We start from the raw sequence: 18634 nt of genomic DNA on the forward strand, positions 1-18634 counted from the left end.
TGCTGTTTCAAGACGATGACCATCCGGTTCTTTACTCTTCGTCGTTCAGATAAGGATCGGCAAAACCGAGCTCCTGCATGATGTCGCGCTCAAGCGCTTCCATCTCTTCGGCTTCCTCATCCTCGATATGGTCATAACCTAGCAGATGCAGACTGCCGTGCACAACCATGTGGGCCCAGTGGGCCATGAGGGGCTTGCCCTGCTCCTCGGCCTCGCGCTCTACCACCTGACGGCAGATCACCAGATCGCCGAGCAGCGGCAGCTCCAGACCGGGTGGCGCCTCGAACGGGAAGGAGAGCACGTTGGTGGGCTTGTCCTTGCCGCGATAGGTGAGGTTGAGCTCGTTGCTCTCCGCCTCGTCGACGATACGCACCGTCACTTCAGCCTCCCGCTGGAAGCCGAGAATGGTGCCATCGAGCCAGCCTTGCAGCTGGGCTTCGGTGGGCAGGCCGTCGGTGCTGGCACTGGCCAGTTGCAGATCCAGGGTTACGCTCATTGCTCGCTCTCTTTGCTGGCGTTTGTTTGGCCGGCCACCTTCTCGGCTGCCTGTTTGGCATCGAATGCCTCGTAAGCCTGCACGATACGGGCCACCACCGGGTGGCGCACCACGTCTTTGGACTCGAAGAAGTTGAATGACAGACCATCGACCCCTGGCAGCACTTCCAGCGCGTGGCGCAGGCCGGATTTGGCGTTGCGCGGCAGGTCTACCTGGGTGATGTCACCGGTGACCACAGCCTTGGAGTTGAAGCCGATCCGGGTCAGGAACATCTTCATCTGCTCGGTGGTGGTGTTCTGGGCCTCATCGAGAATGATAAAGGCGTCATTGAGGGTTCTTCCGCGCATATAGGCGAGCGGCGCCACTTCGATGATGTTGCGCTCCATCAGCTTCTCGACCCGCTCAAAGCCCAGCATCTCGAACAGGGCGTCGTAGAGCGGGCGTAGGTAAGGATCCACCTTCTGGGAGAGATCCCCGGGCAGGAAGCCGAGCTTCTCCCCCGCTTCCACCGCCGGGCGGGTCAGCAGAATGCGGCGAATTTCCTGACGCTCCAGCGCATCCACTGCTGCCGCGACCGCCAGATAGGTCTTGCCGGTACCGGCCGGGCCTATGCCGAAGCAGATGTCGTGGCGCACGATATTGGCGATGTATTGGGCCTGATTGGGGCTGCGTGGTTTGATGAGACCGCGCTTGGTCTTGACCGTCACCTCCTTGCCATAGGGGATGCTCGGCGCCGGTTCATCATCCTGCTCCAGCACCCGCGACTCCTGAATGGCCAGATGGACCATGTCGGGGGTGATGTCGGTCACCTTGCCACCCTTGAGGGGCTGGGTTTCCACATAGAGGTGCTTGAGGATGACGGCGGCGGCATCCAGCTGGGCCGGTTTGCCCACCAACTGGAAGTGGCTGTCACGGTAGCTGATCTCGACGCCGAGGCGGCGCTCCAGCTGCTTGATGTTGTCATCGAAGGGGCCGCACAAGCTGGCAAGGCGCTGGTTGTCGGCGGGCTCCAGATGCAGATTCAGGGTCGAGATGTGTCGGCTCAAAATATCCTCGTCTCAAGGCGCTCCCCATCCGCCGGGCGAATGGGGAGGAGGGGATTAATGGGGAGTGAAGGCGGCAACGCCCAGCTCGTCCGGTACGTTATCCGGGCGACGGGCCAGGATTTCGCTCGGGGCGGTGGCGATCCGCAGGTTCATCTCGCTCTCGCCGCGGATGAACTTGCCGCGCAGGGAGTTGGGACGCACCTCGGTGATCTCCACGTCGGCAAAGCCGCCGATCAGGGTGTGCAGGCCTTCGAAGTTGACCACCCGGTTGTTCTCGGTGCGGCCACACAGCTGCATCGGGTCGAGCTTGGAGGGCCCTTCCACCAGGATGCGCTGGGTGGTGCCGAGCATGGCGCGGCCAATCTGCATCGCCTGGTTGTTGATGACGTGCTGCAGGCGGGCCAGACGGGCTTTCTTCACTTCCATATCGACATCGTCGGGCATGTCGGCGGCCGGGGTGCCCGGGCGCGGGCTGAAGATGAAGCTGAAGCTCATGTCGAAACCCACATCCTCGATCAACTTCATGGTCGCTTCAAAGTCTTCGTCCGTTTCATTCGGGAAGCCAACGATGAAGTCGGAGCTGATGGTGATGTCGGGACGGGCGGCACGCAGGCGACGGATCTTGGATTTGTACTCCAGGATGGTGTGCGGGCGCTTCATCATGGTCAGAATACGGTCGGAGCCGCTCTGCACCGGCAGGTGCAGGAAGCTGACCACTTCCGGAGTGTCTTTGTAGACTTCGATGATGTCGTCGGTGAACTCGATCGGGTGGCTGGTGGTGTAGCGAATGCGATCGATACCGTCGATGGCGGCCACCAGACGCAGCAGCTCGGCGAAGGTGCAGATACCGCCATCAAAGGTCGGACCGCGGTAGGCGTTGACGTTCTGGCCGAGCAGGTTCACTTCGCGCACGCCCTGCTGGGCGAGCTGGGCGATTTCGTAGAGCACGTCGTCCAGCGGACGGCTCACCTCTTCACCGCGGGTGTAGGGCACCACGCAGTAAGTACAGTATTTGGAGCAGCCTTCCATGATGGAGACGAACGCGGTGGCCCCTTCGGCGCGCGGTTCGGGCAGGCTGTCGAATTTTTCGATCTCGGGGAAGGCGATATCAACCTGGGCACCACGGCCCTCTTGCACTTCCTTGATCATGGCGGGCAGGCGATGCAGGGTCTGCGGGCCGAACACGATATCCACATAGGGAGCGCGCTGGCGGATGGCATCGCCCTCCTGAGAGGCAACGCAGCCACCCACGCCGATCACCAGACCGGGCTTGTTGGCCTTGAGCTTTTTCCAGCGTCCCAGCTGGTGGAACACCTTCTCCTGCGCCTTTTCGCGGATGGAGCAGGTATTCAGCAGCAAGACATCTGCCTCTTCGGGCTCTTCGGTAAGGGTGTAGCCATTGCTGGCATCCAACAGGTCGGCCATTTTGGACGAGTCATACTCGTTCATCTGGCAACCCCAGGTTTTAATGTGAAGTTTCTTGCTCATTGCTTCTCTTGACTTGTTTTGAAATCGGCATGGTCAAAGGACCGCGCATTTTACTCCGCAATCTGGATACTGCCTAGCTAATATCCAGCTGGCAATGGTGCTCACCCGATACCTGTTGCCAGCAAGCTCAATAAGCTTTCTCCTTGATTTGACGCAGCAATTCCCCGTTTGTCTCACTGTTTATCAGCCGCCCTTGCGCTATCATGCTGCCATCCGGTTCACGTCCGAGCGCTGTCGCCGGACGCACCCTTTCAGGAATAAATGTATGGAACAGTGTGATATCGCCATCGTCGGCGCCGGCATGGTGGGCGCCGCCACTGCCTGTCTGCTGGCGGCTCAGGGTCTCTCGGTGCGGGTCATCGAGACCCAACTGCCGGAGCATTACGCGCCGGAGCAGCCGCTGGATCTGCGGGTCTCCGCCATCAGTCAGGCCTCGGTGGCGCTGCTGGAGCAGGCCGGTGCCTGGCACCATCTGCAGCAGATGCGGCTCTGCCCCTACCGCCGGCTGGAGACCTGGGAGCTGGACGGTTTTGCCACCCGCTTCAATGCCGCCGATCTCGGTCTGCCCCAGCTCGGCTACATCATCGAAAACCGGCTGGTGCAGCTCGCCCTGCTCAAACGGATGGAGGATTTCCCCACCATCCAGACCCACACCCCGGCGGCGGTGACCAGCCTACGCCAGAGTGCAGATGAAGCTGTGCTGACTCTGGACGATGACACCGAGCTGGCGGCCCGCTGGGTGCTGGCCTGCGATGGCGCCGAATCCCACACCCGCAAGCTGGCGGGTATCGGCGTATCGCGCTTCGAGTACCGCCAGCACTGCATGCTGATCAATATCGACACCGACTTTGCGCAGGAAGATATCACCTGGCAGCAGTTCACCCCGAGTGGCCCGCGCGCCTTCCTGCCGCTGCCCGGTCAGCACGGCTCCCTGGTGTGGTATGACAACCCGGCCCGTATCCGGGCGCTCACTGCAATGAGCAACGAAGGGCTTGCCGCCGAAGTGCGCCGCCACTTCCCGAGTCGGCTCGGCGGGTTCACCGTCACCGGCAAGGGGAGCTTCCCACTGGTGCGCCGCCACGCCAACGACTATTACGCCGGTCGGGTGGTGTTGCTTGGCGATGCTGCCCACACCATCAACCCGCTGGCGGGGCAGGGGGTCAACCTCGGCTTCAAGGATGTGGCCTGCTGGGCTGATCTGCTGCAAGGAGCTGGCGCCGACTGGCATCAACTGGCGTTGGCCGAGCGTTACGAGCGGCGCCGTCGTCCTGACAACCTGCTGATGCAGTCGGGGATGGATCTCTTCTACGGGGTGTTCAGCAACGAGATTGGCCCCCTCAAGCTGGCCCGCAATCTGGCCCTCAATCTGGCGGACAAGGCAGGCCCATTGAAGGAGATGGCGCTGCGCTATGCACTGGGGCTGGTTTGACAGGTCGGAACCAGATAACACGGGCAGAATGCGCGAAGGAGCAAAGGTGATGAACAAGGCACTGCTGGTGATCGATTTTATCAACGACATCGCCCATCCCGACGGGCGCATTGCCGCCTCTGCAGCCCATGTGCTGGAGCAGGATGCTGTTGCGCATGCCAATCAGGCGCTGGCCCATGCCCGCGCCAACGGCTGGCTGGTGGTGCTGATCAAGGTGGGTTTTGACGGCGGCTATCAGCTGCAACCCAAGGGGTCTCCCATGTTTGGTCGCGCTCACCAGTTGGGGGCGCTCTCCTTGGCTGACAGCGGCACCGACTTTCACGCCGACCTCGATGTGCAGCCCGGCGATCTGGTGCTGACCAAGCCCAGAGTGAGCTCCTTCTATGGCACGGCGCTGGAGCCTGCGCTGCGGGCCAACCACATCGACCACCTCTATCTGTGCGGGGTGAGCACCAGCTGGGCCATTCAGGCGGCGGCGCGGGATGGTCACGATCGCGACTACGCCATCACCATTCTGGAGGATGCCTGCGCCGCCGCAGATGCCACCGAGCATCACACCTCGCTGCGCATGCTGGGTCGCATCGCCGAGATCATCAAGGTGTCCCAGCTGGCTTGATCCTTAACGCAGGCTGCGCCCGATCACCGTGTTGAGATTGACTCTGTGGCCTCCTGTCGGGCCGCAGTGCTTTTGGGCTACATGATTGTCAGGCAAGATAGTGCTCACATGGATAACAACAAGGATGGACAGATGCGTTATCAGGGACGGATCGCGAGCTGGAACGAGGCGCGCGGCTTTGGATTTATTACGCCGGAGCAAGATGGCGCCGAGCAGGCAACCAATGGATCACGCAGTGCAGGGCTGTTTGTGCATGTTACGGCGCTGCAATCAGATGGCCGAGTGCCAGAGCCGGGGGAGCGTGTCACCTATCTGATCGGCAGTGGCCAGGATGGCAAGCCAAGGGCGTTACAGGTCTTTTTCCCCGATCGCCCGCTCACGTTGGCGGATGCCGTGCCGTCGGCCGCATCATCGGCGGCGCCATCGTTTCGGGCGGCAAGTCAGCCGCCACGACCCACCTCGACCAGAGAGCGAAGTAACCCCTATCGACGTCGCAAGAGCAGCTGGAGTGGCAAACTGATCCCCCTGCTGGTGCTCGTCGGCCTCTTTTCCATCTATTCCCGTTTCTCGGCCGAGTCGATGGCGCCATTGCCGGTCTCCTCTTTCAATCAGGAGGAGGTCAGCACGCCACAGGCAACGACCTTTATTCGCCAGTGTGATGGTCGGCAGCATTGTTCCCAGATGACTTCCTGCGAGGAGGCAACCTGGTTTTTGCAACATTGCCCGAACACTAAAATGGACGGAGAGGGCGATGGCATCCCCTGCGAAAATCAGTGGTGTGGTCATTAAATGTCACTTATCAGATACATATGCTCATGATGTGCTCTTGATATCCGGAACAGGGAAACTGGCCTGAAACCTTGCCGGATGGTGTTCGATGGTGAAATTTGGTCTCAGTTGGCTAAGTGGGAACGGGGTGCTTTACTCTATCTGCTGACTTAATTGTTAATAGATGGCGGTATGCCACTTTTGCCACAGGATGGCCACCATGGCGGATGATATACAGAAGCGGCAGAGTCACTTCGCCGAGCGAGCCCATCATCTGGCTGCGCTGCTGGATTCGCTGGAAGACCAGATATCGGTGATAGATCGGGATGGCGTGATCCATTACACCAATCTCGCCTGGGATCTGTTTGCTGAGCAAAACGGCATGCCCAAGGGATATAACTGGATTGGGGTCAATTACATGGGGGCTTGTGACGCTGAATCCGAGCCCTCTGGATTGGCTGCCGTGGAGGGGATCCTCCGGGTTATCCGTCATCAGCAGGAGAAGTTCTATCTGGAATACCCCTGCCACAGCCCCGACACCCAGCGCTGGTTTATGATGCGAGTAGCGCCGGTACCCGGGCTTGACGCCGAGTTTTTTTCCATCGCCCATATCAATATCACCGAGCGCAAGCTGCTGGAGCTGGAAGTTGCCAGCCTCTCCCAACATGATCCCTTGACCGGACTGGCCAATCGGCGGCTGTTCAACAGCTTTTTGCATAACGAGTGGCGGCGCAGCATGCGTGAACATACCCCACTCTCCCTCATCATGCTGGATCTGGATAACTTCAAGGCGTGCAATGACCATCTTGGTCATCAGATGGGGGATGGCTCCCTCCAGCTGGTGGGCCATCTTCTGCAATCCTTCTGCCAGCGTCCTGCGGATCTGCCCTGCCGTTTTGGTGGTGACGAATTTGCCCTGATCCTCGGCAATACCGACCAAAATACGGCCCAGCGGATTGGAGAGGAGATCCGCCAGGCCATCAACGATCTCGACATCGTGGTGGCAAATAATATTCAGCTTAGCGCCAGCATTGGCATTGCTACCTACACGGCAGAGCAACTGCTGGAGGGGGAAGGGGCGTTGCTGGCTGCGGCCGATGCGGCGCTTTATTGCGCCAAGGGGGCGGGTAAAAACCGTAGCCACTGCGCCAGCTGTTGAACCGCATTGCCGCTTTTGTTCTGCATGCGCCCCCTTGATGGGGGCGCACTGTTTTGACGTGGCACGATGTTAGCTAACAGCGAGCGTTGATTTCAGCGCTCGGGCGTGGCCGACACCGGCAGGGGATGGCTGGCGATCACCTGCCTGACGAAGTGATCCCGGATGGGGTCGGCAAAGTCCGGATTCCATACCATGCTGACTTCCCACTCGGAGCTGGGACCAGAGAGAGGATAGAGGGTGACATCGGGTCCTGCGATAAAGCTGACGCTGCGCGGCAGGATGGCATTGCCGATGCCCGCCGCGACCAGCGCCACCAGCGTCTGGATATCTTCGGCCTCCTGAACCATGCCGGTCAGCCGATTGGCGCCGAGAAAACCGGCGATCTGCTGGCTGAGACCGGGGCAGCGGTGGCCCACCATCTGCAACAGGGGTTGACTGGTCAGTGCCTGCTGGACGTCGAATGCGGCCGGGTCTGGTTCGGTCATTCGTGTCGGCACCGCCAGCACCAGCCGGTCGATCAGCAGTCTGTGCTCCTGTAACTGCGGCACCTGAGGTCTGCGCATAAAGCCAAGCTGCAACTGGCCGGAGAGCAGCTGCTCCTGCTGGATGGCTGAGGGCATATCCTGCAGATGGACCATCACGTCCGTGACCTGCTGTTTGAAGCGGGCCACCAGCGCAGGGGCCAGTGCGAAACTCGACAGACCGAAGCCAATTTTGAGTCGACCGGCCACGCCGCTCGCCACCGCCAGCGCATGGCTTTCGAACTCCCGACCGTGCTCGACCAGCGCACTCGCCTGAGTGAGCAGCTGGGCGCCGAGCGCCGTCAGCTCGGCACCGTGGCGGCCCCGTTTGAACAGGGTGCAGCCCAGCGTCTGCTCCAGCCCCTGGATCTGCTTGGTGAGGGCCGGCTGGGTGATAAAGAGGCGGCTGGCCGCTTCCCGGTAGTTGGCGGTGTCGGCCAGCGTCACAAACGCCTGCAGTTGCCTCAAGTCGAATTTCATTCCAATTGGTTATCTAAAGTGGCGATTTATTGATTATAAATTATCTAATCGCCTTGTTCTAATGGCTCGGTAAGGGGGAAATCGCCCTCCTCTGAACCGGAACAAGGAGCCATATTATGTCCACTCAACGTTATCTTTTTTTGATCAAGGGCAAGCTGGTGCTGGCCCAGCCATTGGCGGCCCCGGAGACGGGGGAGCTGCTCGCCAGCCTGTTGCAACAGGGGTTTGTGGTCGGCCCCTTGCAAGTGTGGGCAGGCAGTACCGAGCAGGCACTCGCCTGTTATGAGCGTGCCGCCCAGCAGCAGGCCTTTACCGATGCACTCTCTGGCTCTCTGCCCGAGCTGGCTGGGGTGCCTGTATGAGTGCTGGCATGAACACGATCACCCTGTCGGTATCCGCCCTGCTGCTCGATATGGATGGCACTCTGGTCTGCTCGACCGGCGATGTGGAGAAGGTGTGGCGGCTCTGGTGTCAGCATCATCAGCTTGCCCCTGAGCCGGTACTGACTATGTGCCACGGTATGCGCTCACGTGAGGTGATCCGGGCGTTGGCCCCGCAGCTGGATGTGGAGCGGGAAGCGGCGCGGCTCGACGAGCTGGAGATGCAGCATACCGGCGGCGACGCCATCGCAGGGGCTGGCGAGTTGCTGCGCCACTTGCCGCCAGAGCTTTGGGCCATCGTGACCTCCGCCAGTGAGCAGGTTGCCCGTCACCGCCTGAGTTGTGCCGGTTTGCCGCTGCCCCATGTACTGGTGGGGGCCGAAGCTGTGATCAATGGCAAGCCCGATCCCGAGCCCTATCTGCTGGGGGCTGAACGGCTTGGCATCTCGCCCGATTGTTGTCTGGTGTTCGAGGATGCACCAGCCGGTATCGAGAGTGCCCTGCGTGCAGGTTGCACCGTGGTGCAGGTAGGAGGCGATGCGCCGCTCAATCCGGCGGTGGTGGCGGTGATCCGCGACTGGCGCGAGGTGAAGGTGGAGCCGGGGGAGGCGTCCCTGTTGGTGACGCTGCTCACCTGAGCGGTGGATAGAGCGTATTACGACCGCAGATTGCGGTATGAACCATCGCCATCAACACTGCATGCCGCAATAAAAACGCCCCCGAGATGCGGGGGCGTTTTGCTTTCTCAACGGTTATTTGAAAACGCGGAAACGGGTAGCGTCGTCGATAAAGGTTTTGTCGCCGGCCGGTTGCTTGATACTGCCAAAGGGCATCTGGGCACGCAGCAGCCAGCTGGCGGGCAGGTTCCACTCCTTGCGCACCGCCTCGTCGATCAGCGGGTTGTAGTGCTGCAGGGAGGCGCCGACTTTCTCCTGTGCCAGCGTCGTCCAGACCGCAAACTGGGCGATGCCAGTGGCATGTTCCGACCAGATGGGGAAGTTGTCTGCGTAGAGGGCGAATTTTTGCTGCAGATCCTTGATGACGTCGGTGTCTTCGAAGAACAGAACGGTACCGAAGCCTGCGCGGAAGCTGCCATCTACCTTGGCCTCACTCTGGGCGTAGGCTTCCGGCGGCACAATCTTTTTCAGCTCGGCTTTGACGATATCCCACAGCTTGTGGTGCTGGGCGCCAAACAGGATGACAGCACGGGAGCTCTGGGAGTTGAAGGAGGAGGGGCTGTGTCTGATGGCATCCTGGATCAGGGCCGTCAGCTGCTCCGGTGTATGGGAGACCTGGTCACCCAGGGCATAGATGGTACGACGTACTTTGATCTGTTCGATAAACGGACTGCTCATAACATCTCCTTTGCTTGATAGTCACCGGGCGCCAGCCTTGTGGCCAGCCATCCCCTGTTGTTCAAGCTATAGACTATACCACCCGATTATCTTCTGGGCGTTTACATGCAGTGGTGACACTTTCAACTGAGGGTTAACACCCCGCACATAGGCGATCCTGTTGCTCCCCAGTGAACGGGGTTGAGGCGCGCTGAACTGCCAGCCCAGCTGAGATTGCGCCACCCAACCCTGCGCAGGTGACAGGAGCTGTCCGATCGCCAGTAGTTGGGGTGGGGCTGCGACAGCCTCCCGCCCCTGCCGAGGGACACGCCATATCTGTGAAATAAAAAATTTCTTGTGGTTATTCAAGAGATTGAATTCTGGCTTGCCGGTGACGCCTATTGCAGGGTTTCAAGTGAAAATCTACTTGCCGCTAGTCACCCACTGGTTTGCTGCCTGCCGGTTTGTATAGTGCAGAGGAAATTAATCAGATTTGACAGGAGTACCCATGGAGATGAATTCGCGTGCTCTTCGCGCACTGGCACTGCTGGGCGCCTTGCTGGCTGGCAGCACGACCGTGCACGCCTCCGAGACCCTCAATACCATTTTGGGTGGCGGCGCAGGTGGTGTGGCGGGCACCATGATCGGCAAGGAGCTGGGTGGCGATACCGGTGCGCTGGTGGGGGCTGCATTGGGCGGTGCTGCCGGTGGGGCTGCGACGGCCAACAAGGGCAACAAGAATGAAGCGGCCCTTGGCGGCGCGGTGGGGGCGCTGGGTGGTGCCGCCATCGGCAAGAGTGTCGGTGGTGATACCGGCCAGCTGATCGGCGCTGGCGTTGGCGGGGCGAGCGGCTCGGCCATCGGTGCCAAGACTGGCGATGGCCACCAGAGTCAGGATCGCTATTACGATGATGACGACGATCATCACCATCACAAGCACCACAAGAAGTACAAAAAGCATAAAAAGCACAGATGGCACGACGACGATTGATGTGCGTGCAGTGAGTGCGGAAGATGCAAAACGGGGCCTGTTGGCCCCGTTGTGCATTGTGTGGTGACTCGATCGTGCAGTCACACCAGCCGGTGCTGGCGGCGACCGGCGGCAAAGGCGTTGATGTTGTCGATCAGTTGATCGGCGAGACGCTGCATCGACTCCTCGCTGGCCCAGGCCACATGGGGGGTCAGAATGAAGTGTGGGTATTGCAGCGCCTTCATCAAGGGGTGGTCGGGGGGCGGGGGTTCGACGCTCGCCACATCGAAACCGGCACCACCGAGGCGGCCATTGGCCAGCGCTTGCAGCAGCGCCTCCTCATCCACCAGCCCACCGCGGCCGACGTTGATCAGCAGGGCGCCCGGTTTCATCAGATCCAGCTCCCGCTTGCCAATGAGGTTGCGGGTGTAGGGGGTGAGCGGGCAGTGCAGGCTGATCACATCCGAACTTTGCAGCAACTCGTCGAGGGGTAGGCGATCCTCGTCGTGACTGGTGCCGACCTGGCTCTGGGCGTAACGCACTGTCATCCCCATCCCTTTGGCTCGCTCGCCGAGCGCCTGACCGAGTGTCCCTTTGCCGATGATGCCAAGCTGCTTGCCGTGCAGATCCATGATGTTGTGGTCGAAGAAGCAGAACTGGCCGCTCTGTTGCCAGCGCCCCTCCAGCAGCGACTGGCGCCAGCAGAAGAGGTTGCGCGACAGGGCCAGCATCAGCGCCATGGCGTGCTCCGGCACCGAGGGGCCCGAGTAGTTGCGGATATTGCACACCCCGACGTTGGCGGCGCGGCACGCTTCCAGATCCACGTTGTCGCTGCCGGTGGCGGCCAGGGCGATGAGTTTGAGCTCAGGCAGCTGGGCCAGTTCGGCGGCGCCGATCCGTACCTTGTTGATGATGGCGATGCTGGCATCTTTGAGCCGTTCCACCACCTGTTCCGGGGTAGTACTTGGATAGCTCTGCCAGTGGTGGGGGAAGTCGGGGTGATGCAGGGTGATGCCCGCATCCAGGGTATCGCTGTCGAGAAACACAATCTGCTGCATGGGCCTTCCTGCCATTGTTCAGGTTCGAGAGGCCATGATGCCAAAGAGGATGCAGTCAGGGCCAGCCTGCCGCTGTGTCATGGCTGGGCTTTATCCGGCAGATGTGAGCTTGCGCGCTTTATTGCGCCACGATAGCGGCCGGTTTAGAGCCAGCCCAGATGGTTGAGCCAGCCCTGAATGCGGGTGGGGGTCTCCTCCAGCTCCATCAGGGCGTAGGGGCGATAGTTGAGCTTGTTGCTGCGCCGGCTCTCGCTTTTGCGGGCCTCGGCGGCCAGCAGGGGCCAGCGACCGCCATCCTCCTGATAGAGGTCCAAGGTGGGGATGGCCGCCTGAGCCACCTGTTTGGCCAGGGTCTGATTGCTCTGCTGATTGGGGAAGAAGCCATCGAGCAGCACCAGCGCATCGGGGGCGGGCAACTGTTCGCTGGCGATGAGGTTGGTGGTCCAGGCGGCGCCGGTACCTTGCGCCAGGATCAGCTTGAAGCCCCCCTCCTGCAGCTTGGCATCGGCCAGCTTGCTGATCCGCTCGGCAAACTGCTTGCGAAATGCATCGCTGTTTTTCGCTTTTTTCTCGGCGGCTGGGTCCAGTTCGGTCTGCTGGGGGGAGGGCAGCAGCAGCAGGGTATCAAAGCCCAGTCGGCCGAGGGCGCGAGTCAGTTGCCACAGCTGGCCGCTGCGCTGCCAGTCGGGCAGTAAAATGGCGAGCCCCAGATAGTTTTCACTGTCGTGTTTGGCGAACAGCACCGTCTGCTTGTCGATCTGGGTGGCATCGGGTAGCCCTTTCCAGTCGCTGGCTTGCCAGTGGTCGAGGGGCATTGGCTCGGCAACGGGGGGCGCGACCTCGCTCGCCTCTGCCCCATGGCCAGCCAGCAAGGTCAATAACAGCAGTGATAAGGATAATCTGGCCATAGTGTGCTCCCCCGGTTATCTGGGTTAGCGGCGGCGGCGGGATTTTCTGAAGGCGGGCGGTGTGATGGCAACCCGGAGGCAATAAAAAAGCGAGCCGTTGGCTCGCTTTTTTGTAATCAATTCAAAGCGGTCAATTAGTTGACGCGACGCTTGAATTCACCGGTGCGGGTATCGATTTCGATCTTGTCACCGATCTCTACGAAAGCGGCAACAGCCAGCTCGTAGGTAGTGCCTTTCAGACGGGCAGGCTTGGTCACTTTACCGGAGGTGTCGCCACGGGCAGCCGGCTCGGTGTACTCAACTTCGCGCACGATGGTGGTCGGCAGTTCTACGGAGATGGCTTTCTCGTTGTAGAAAGTCACTTCGCAGATGTCTTCCATGCCGTCTACCAGGTAGTTCAGCACGTCACCCAGGTTGTCTTTCTCTACGTCGTACTGGTTGTACTCGGTGTCCATAAAGACATACAGGGGATCGGAGAAGTAGGAGTAGGTGCACTCTTTACGTTCCAGCTGAACTACGTCCAGCTTGTCGTCGGCCTTGAAGACGGTCTCGGTAGCGCTGCCGTTCAGCAGGCCCTTCAGCTTCATTTTGACCACGGCGGAGTTACGGCCGGATTTGTTGAATTCAGCCTTCTGAACCACCATCGGCTCGGTGCCGATCATGACTACGTTACCAGCGCGGATTTCCTGTGCGGTTTTCATGTAAAAAATTCCTGTTCGTGAAACGGACGGATAAAAACTGCCAGATTATATACGGCTTTCTAAAAATTTCACCAACCTCGTGACGAGATCCCCGTCCCGGAGCAACTTCTGTGACCAGCTTCGCCCATGTTGCTGCCAAATGGCGCTATATCGGGGCCATTGGGCCCAAAGTTCGCCGCAATCTTCGCCACGGTTGAGAGCCAGATTAAAGCGGCGCAGCCATTGGGCGCAATCGGCAGGCAGATCGGCAAGATAGTGGTCAAGGAACTGCTCCAGCTTGATCAGATGGGCCTCCTCCTCCTGTTGGTAGATGTGCCAGAGGAAAGGACGGGCGGCCCACTGGGCCCGCACGAAGGAGTCCTCCCCGCGCACCAGATTGAGATCGCAGCTCCACAGCAGTCGATCGTAACCGGCCTGATCGGTCATCGGCAGCAGCTTGATGGTGAGGTTGCCCGAGTGGAGCAGCTCCCCCGCCTTGGCGGTGGTGATGGCATCTTCAAGGCTTGCGCCGCGCAGCACATCGTTGAGAGAACGTCCCAGCGGCAGCAGCAGGGTGACGGGCGTGGTGCTCTGGCACCAGCTCTCGACCAGGCTTTGCAGCGCATCGCTCTCGTAGGTAAAGAGGCTGACCCGCAGCTCGTTCTCTTGTCTGGGCGGTAAACCGAGGCTGGCCCAGTAGGCGGTAAGTCCCGCATCATCTTGCTGCCACTGCTCCCGTTCGGCGATGAGGTCGTTCTCGCACAACAGGCCGCCGGTTTTAGCGGTAAAGCCCGGGAAGAAGAAGTATTTGTTGAGGCTCTGGTTGCCAACTCGCTGTGGCGAGGCGAGGCCGTGGCAATCCTCGACCCAGCTCTCCGCCGAGAGGTACTCCAGATTGATCCAGCAGGGGGGCTTGGGTTGGCTCGCCATCAGCTCTATGAAGGGGGCGGGCAGTTCGCAGGCAAAGGCCTCGATCACCACCTTGGCCGGTGTCATGACGCTCGGCAGGGTCTCATGCCAGTGCTGGATATAGATGCCATCGACCCACTGGCCATCCTGTGCCGGGTCGAGCTTGGGGCAGATGCGGGCGAAACTTGCCAGATCGTCCACCCAGAGCCGCACCTGAACCTCATTGCTAGGTGCCGCAATATTCCCCTCCCGTTTTAGCTGGCGGGCGAGTCGCCAGGTGACGCCGATGTCACCGAAGTTGTCGACGACGCAGCAGAAGATGTCCCAGTCAAACGGGGGCAGGGGAGTTGTCATGGCTCGGGATCCCAGATGCAAAAAAACCGGTGCGCAGGGTAGCACACCGGTTGACTGGCTTCTAACCGTCAGCGTGTGACGGCGGTCTGTGGCAGGTTACTCCTTGCCGTAGACGTTGTTCTCTTGCTCGCGTACCCGGATAAAGGTGGTGCGCTTGGTGAGCTCTTTCAGCTGGCTGGCACCCACGTAGGTACAGGTGGAGCGCACGCCGCCCAGAATGTCGCGCACGGCATTCTCGACCGGGCCGCGGTAGGGCAGCAGTACGGTTTTACCCTCGGAGGCACGGTACTCGGCGACGCCACCGGCGTGCTTGTCCATGGCGCTGGAGGAGCTCATGCCGTAGAACTTCATGAAGGGCTCACCGTCTACATCGACGATCTCGCCACCGCACTCTTCGTGGGCTGCCAGCATGCCGCCCAGCATCACGAAGTCGGCACCGCCGCCGAAGGCTTTGGCGACGTCGCCCGGGCAGGTACAGCCGCCGTCACCGACGATCTGGCCGCCGAGGCCGTGGGCCGCATCGGCACACTCGATGATGGCGGAGAGTTGCGGATAACCGACACCGGTCTTGACGCGAGTGGTGCAGACCGAGCCCGGGCCGATGCCGACCTTGACGATGTCGGCGCCGGAGAGGATCAGCTCTTCGACCATCTCGCCGGTCACCACGTTGCCCGCCAGAATGACGTGGTTGGGGCAGGCTTCACGAATCTTGCGTACGAACTCAACGAAGTGTTCGGAGTAGCCGTTGGCCACATCGACACAGATGAAGCGCAGCGCTTCGGACATGGCGAGGATTTGGCGGGTCTTGGCGAAATCTTCAGCCGAGGTGCCGGTGGAGACCATCACATGGCCCAGCAGCGCCGGGTCGGTCTCGTTGACGAAAGCTTGCCACTGCTCAAGGCTGTAGTGCTTGTGTACCGCGGTCATCATCTCGAAACCGGCCAGCGTGCGCGCCATGGCGAAGCTGCCGACGGTATCCATGTTGGCGGCGATGACGGGTACGCCTTGCCATTGGGTCTGAGTGTGTTTGAAGGTGAACTGACGGGTCAGGCTTACTTGGGAACGGCTCTTGAGAGTAGAGCGCTTGGGGCGGAACAGGACATCCTTGAAACCGAGCTTCAAGTCTTCTTCGATACGCATTACAAATTCCTTATTGAGCCTTGTTGAAAGTCACTTTTGCAGTGGCAAATTTTCGGCAGGCGCAAAAAAACCGGTGGTTTTCAGGCCCTCCGGTTTACAACAGTGTAGGCAAAAATCCCTTCAGAACAAGACTGATAATTTGTAAATCCTTGTGGTAGCCTTTGGCGTCACAACCTGAGGTTAACCACCAGCTTCATCCAGCACCGTTCGGTGCCTTGCTCTCCTACGATATTCCCGCCCGCTTGGGCCGCCGTTCGGCCACTCTTTGTCGTCTCTCTCCTGACCCGCCAGATATTATCCAAGTAGCTGAAATAAATCGTATTGACCCACAATGGGACTGTGGTAGATCTGGCCGCAGGATTGACAAGGCAGGGCAGTAAAATGGGCAAGATGATGGTGGGGATCACCCTGATGCTGGCACTGTGTGGCAGTGCGCTGGCTGAGACCCCGACCAGCTATGGCTGGATCGAGAAGGGACTTATTTTGCCCACCGGCGTGGCGGTAAAGATGAAACTCGACACCGGGGCGCTCACCTCTTCCCTCGATGCACGCGCCATCACCAGATTCAAACGGGGCGGCAAGCACTGGGTGCGCTTCATGCTGGTGGTGACCGATGCCGACAGCGGCAAACTGGTCAAACAACAGTTCGAACGGCGGGTCGAGCGCAGCGTGACGGTGCGTGGTGCGGGCGGCATGGAGCAGCGGCCAACGGTGACCATGTCCATCTGTCTGGGGGACAAGGTGTATGAGGAGTGGTTCACCCTGCGGGATCGCAGCAAGATGATCTATCCGGTGCTGCTGGGCCGACGTCTGCTGGCGGAGCTGGGCCCGGTGGATTCCAGTCGAACCTTTACCGTGCAGCCCGCCTGCCGTTAGGGGCAATTTCGGCGTGAATCTAAAAAACGCCGTTTCACAGCTAAATCCCCGCACCTCTGCCAGAGGTAGCATCTCCACCATACCCTGAAGCGTGCGAGCTCGTTCGCCAGCAAGGGCTTGAGCGTGGAGTGCATCATAGTGAAACCCTATCAACAAATCGTATCTGAATGGCTATTGCTCGCGGGCGAACAGCAGGGCGTAGCCTTGAGTCTGGGCAGCGATGGCCACTGTCGTGTGCCATTCGGTCTGGATGGCGAGTGCCTGGTCGAAGTGCCCGATAACGATGATCTGCAGGCATGCTACCTCTATATCCCCTTGCTGCGTCTGCCTGACGATGCGGTAAGTCAGTTGCAGCTGACCCGCTCGGCCCTTGAGCTGAACATGTTTGGTTTGACCACGGGGGGAAGCCAGATCAGTCTGGACAGTCGCAGCAACCATCTGGTGCTGACCTTTTCCTCTCTTATCGAAATGCTCGATAAAACTCTGTTTATGCAGACCTTGGGCGAATTTCTTGATCTCGGCGTCACCTTGCAGACGCAATTGCAGGCGTTGCACGCCCGGCAGGAGACAGCTGCCATTCCCTCCCCGTTATCTGGCGTCATGATCCCGTGTTGATGGATCGTCATTGGTATTAATCAGGAGTAGAAGATGTCTATTCAAAGCATTGGACAACCCCAGCGTGCTAGCGCTGTGGCCTCTCATGAGCATGGGGAGGTGCAATCCTCATCGCGCCAGCACTCGGTTCATCACAATCTGGCCTCTCACTATACCAGCCTCGGCTTCGGCTCCCGGGTTCAGCCGGGCAAGGTCTTGAACACCTCGCTCAAGTGGTTGACCCTCAGTGCCCCGGCTCGCAAGATTGGCATCGCCATCCAGGGCGGCCATGATTCCCATGCCCAGAGTGCCAAGGGCAAAGCCCGTTACTGGACGGGCGCCATCATCAAAGGGCTGGCCAATATCACCGGTGGTGTCAGCAGCGTGGCCAGCGGTGCGGTGACGGCCGGGGTGGCCGGGGTGAAAAACCTTGGCGAGTCAGCGGCGCGTCTGGTGGCCTCCTCCTCTCTGGGGTTGGCGGGTAGCGTGATGAAGGGGGCCTCCCATCTACCGCTCGGTATGTCAGAGCGGTTGCAACAGGGCTCACAGCAGGCCTTGAGTACCGCCAAGGGGATCATCAAACCGGCCTTCGTGGCGAAGGCGCAGCAGGAACCACTGACTGCCGAGGGGGCGAGAGCGGTGATGGATGCGGCCCAGCTGGCGCGGGTCAGCTGCTCCAGCAGTTATCGGGAGATGCCGGCAGGCTACAGTCACGCCACGCTGGCAGATATTCCCCCTTCGATATTGGCCCGCCGTGAAGATAGTTCCGGTGGCACCGGGAGTGCCCTGACACTTCATGTCACCCCGGGCAAGAACGAGAATGACCCCTTTATCCTGACAGGTGATGCCTGGTCTGCGCTCAAGGTCGCCGTTTACAAGCGTGGCGATACCATGGTGCTCTCGTTTGTGGGCACTCAGCCTGCCAAACGCCCCGGCACCCTGAAGAGCGATGCTGGCGCGGCCCTTGGCATCAAGGACAGCGCGTTTCAAGATGCCGACCGGCTGGTTAAGGCCTTTGCCCAGCAGTATGGCGGCAAGGTCGAGGTGCTAGGCCACTCATTGGGGGGCGGTCTGGCGCAATATGCCGGCATCAAGCACGGGCTCAAGGTCACGGCGTTCAACAGCATGGGGCTGCATGTCGGATTGCGTGATCGCCTCGCTCACAAGCTGGACGATGCCAATGTCACCCACGTCAACACCAGCGGGGATCCGCTGAGCCAGAAGGTGGAGCACGGTGTGTTCGGGCTGGATGCCTCTTCCCAGGTGGGCAAGCGTTATGTGATTGAACACTCTGGCGGGCATCGCATGGAGGCGGTGACGGCAGGTCTGGATGCACTGCTTGCCTGATCTACGGGTGATGGCGCCGCAACAAGTCGTGTAGCGTCAGTGTGCGAACTATCCATGAACAACGCCTCCCTTGGGGAGACG

General features: G+C 60.2%; 20 protein-coding genes. 10 read left to right on the forward strand and 10 right to left on the reverse strand.

All coding sequences use genetic code 11. The annotated features are described in order from the left end of the window. Positions 1-31 precede the first annotated feature (31 nt). Genes ybeY through miaB form a run of 3 tightly spaced genes read right to left on the reverse strand, consistent with a single transcriptional unit; the run spans position 32 to position 3030 of the window. Positions 32-496 (reverse strand): rRNA maturation RNase YbeY, encoded by a 465-nt coding sequence (gene ybeY / locus ACW5XC_RS00290; protein WP_042054726.1) that lies wholly within the window; start codon positions 494-496, stop codon positions 32-34. Beyond that, on the reverse strand, positions 493-1542 hold the full coding sequence (locus ACW5XC_RS00295; RefSeq protein ID WP_005362369.1) for a PhoH family protein: 1050 nt from the start codon (positions 1540-1542) through the stop codon (positions 493-495). Before ACW5XC_RS00295 ends, ybeY begins: the two co-directional genes overlap by 4 nt. A 54-nt stretch (positions 1543-1596) precedes the next feature. Next, a complete protein-coding gene (gene miaB, locus ACW5XC_RS00300; RefSeq protein ID WP_042054725.1) occupies positions 1597-3030 on the reverse strand; it encodes a tRNA (N6-isopentenyl adenosine(37)-C2)-methylthiotransferase MiaB in 1434 nt (477 codons plus the stop codon). Positions 3031-3295: 265 nt separating this feature from the next. Between miaB and ACW5XC_RS00305 the strand changes: the two genes are divergently transcribed. The 4 genes from ACW5XC_RS00305 (at position 3296) to ACW5XC_RS00320 (ending at position 7002) form a co-directional block, all read left to right on the forward strand. Then, positions 3296-4459: an FAD-dependent oxidoreductase gene (locus tag ACW5XC_RS00305; protein ID WP_042054724.1), complete on the forward strand. Its 1164-nt coding sequence runs from the start codon at positions 3296-3298 to the stop codon at positions 4457-4459. Between the two features lie 49 nt (positions 4460-4508). Continuing rightward, positions 4509-5075, forward strand: coding sequence for a cysteine hydrolase family protein (locus ACW5XC_RS00310; RefSeq protein WP_042054723.1), 567 nt, complete (start codon positions 4509-4511; stop codon positions 5073-5075). Between the two features lie 132 nt (positions 5076-5207). Continuing rightward, positions 5208-5864, forward strand: coding sequence for an excalibur calcium-binding domain-containing protein (locus tag ACW5XC_RS00315; protein ID WP_042054722.1), 657 nt, complete (start codon positions 5208-5210; stop codon positions 5862-5864). Between the two features lie 199 nt (positions 5865-6063). Beyond that, positions 6064-7002 carry a sensor domain-containing diguanylate cyclase gene (locus ACW5XC_RS00320; protein ID WP_042054721.1) on the forward strand — a complete coding sequence of 313 codons (939 nt, stop codon included), beginning with the start codon at positions 6064-6066 and terminating at the stop codon, positions 7000-7002. Positions 7003-7094: 92 nt separating this feature from the next. On the opposite strand, the gene ACW5XC_RS00325 is transcribed toward ACW5XC_RS00320, so the two are convergent. Then, a complete protein-coding gene (locus tag ACW5XC_RS00325; RefSeq protein WP_042054720.1) occupies positions 7095-8003 on the reverse strand; it encodes a LysR family transcriptional regulator in 909 nt (302 codons plus the stop codon). A 116-nt stretch (positions 8004-8119) separates the two neighbouring features. On the opposite strand from ACW5XC_RS00325, the gene ACW5XC_RS00330 reads away from it, so the two are divergent. Next, a complete protein-coding gene (locus tag ACW5XC_RS00330; protein ID WP_042054719.1) occupies positions 8120-8365 on the forward strand; it encodes a hypothetical protein in 246 nt (81 codons plus the stop codon). A gap of 8 nt (positions 8366-8373) precedes the next feature. Beyond that, positions 8374-9021 (forward strand): HAD-IA family hydrolase, encoded by a 648-nt coding sequence (locus tag ACW5XC_RS00335; RefSeq protein ID WP_042054718.1) that lies wholly within the window; start codon positions 8374-8376, stop codon positions 9019-9021. A gap of 114 nt (positions 9022-9135) precedes the next feature. On the opposite strand, the gene ACW5XC_RS00340 is transcribed toward ACW5XC_RS00335, so the two are convergent. Beyond that, positions 9136-9738: a nitroreductase family protein gene (locus tag ACW5XC_RS00340; protein WP_042054716.1), complete on the reverse strand. Its 603-nt coding sequence runs from the start codon at positions 9736-9738 to the stop codon at positions 9136-9138. Positions 9739-10225: 487 nt separating this feature from the next. On the opposite strand from ACW5XC_RS00340, the gene ACW5XC_RS00345 reads away from it, so the two are divergent. Further along, entirely contained in the window at positions 10226-10708 is a 483-nt protein-coding gene (locus ACW5XC_RS00345; protein ID WP_042054715.1) for a YMGG-like glycine zipper-containing protein, read from the forward strand. An 80-nt stretch (positions 10709-10788) separates the two neighbouring features. Here the strand turns inward: ACW5XC_RS00345 and ACW5XC_RS00350 are convergent, their stop codons facing one another. From ACW5XC_RS00350 to ACW5XC_RS00370, 5 genes are all read right to left on the reverse strand, one after another. Beyond that, complete coding sequence (locus tag ACW5XC_RS00350) at positions 10789-11745, reverse strand: D-2-hydroxyacid dehydrogenase (RefSeq protein ID WP_042054714.1); 957 nt, start codon at positions 11743-11745, stop codon at positions 10789-10791. Between the two features lie 143 nt (positions 11746-11888). Beyond that, positions 11889-12653 carry a DUF3530 family protein gene (locus ACW5XC_RS00355; RefSeq protein WP_005335102.1) on the reverse strand — a complete coding sequence of 255 codons (765 nt, stop codon included), beginning with the start codon at positions 12651-12653 and terminating at the stop codon, positions 11889-11891. A gap of 134 nt (positions 12654-12787) precedes the next feature. After that, the gene (gene efp, locus ACW5XC_RS00360; RefSeq protein WP_005362323.1) at positions 12788-13354 is read right to left on the reverse strand and encodes an elongation factor P; all 567 of its coding nucleotides are present in this window, start codon (positions 13352-13354) and stop codon (positions 12788-12790) included. 45 nt (positions 13355-13399) lie between these two features. Further along, a complete protein-coding gene (earP, locus tag ACW5XC_RS00365; RefSeq protein WP_042054713.1) occupies positions 13400-14596 on the reverse strand; it encodes an elongation factor P maturation arginine rhamnosyltransferase EarP in 1197 nt (398 codons plus the stop codon). 96 nt (positions 14597-14692) lie between these two features. Further along, a complete protein-coding gene (locus tag ACW5XC_RS00370) occupies positions 14693-15736 on the reverse strand; it encodes a GMP reductase (protein ID WP_005348017.1) in 1044 nt (347 codons plus the stop codon). A gap of 381 nt (positions 15737-16117) precedes the next feature. Here ACW5XC_RS00370 and rloA3 point away from each other — a divergent pair, with 381 nt between their 5' ends. From rloA3 to ACW5XC_RS00385, 3 genes are all read left to right on the forward strand, one after another. Further along, entirely contained in the window at positions 16118-16612 is a 495-nt protein-coding gene (gene rloA3, locus ACW5XC_RS00375) for a retropepsin-like aspartic peptidase RloA3 (protein WP_080771400.1), read from the forward strand. 138 nt (positions 16613-16750) lie between these two features. After that, on the forward strand, positions 16751-17227 hold the full coding sequence (locus ACW5XC_RS00380) for a CesT family type III secretion system chaperone (RefSeq protein WP_236727581.1): 477 nt from the start codon (positions 16751-16753) through the stop codon (positions 17225-17227). 33 nt (positions 17228-17260) lie between these two features. Continuing rightward, entirely contained in the window at positions 17261-18553 is a 1293-nt protein-coding gene (locus ACW5XC_RS00385) for a phospholipase (RefSeq protein WP_042054712.1), read from the forward strand. Positions 18554-18634 lie beyond the last annotated feature (81 nt).

It is taken from the genome of Aeromonas sp. 25-AL00135, from assembly GCF_054052385.1.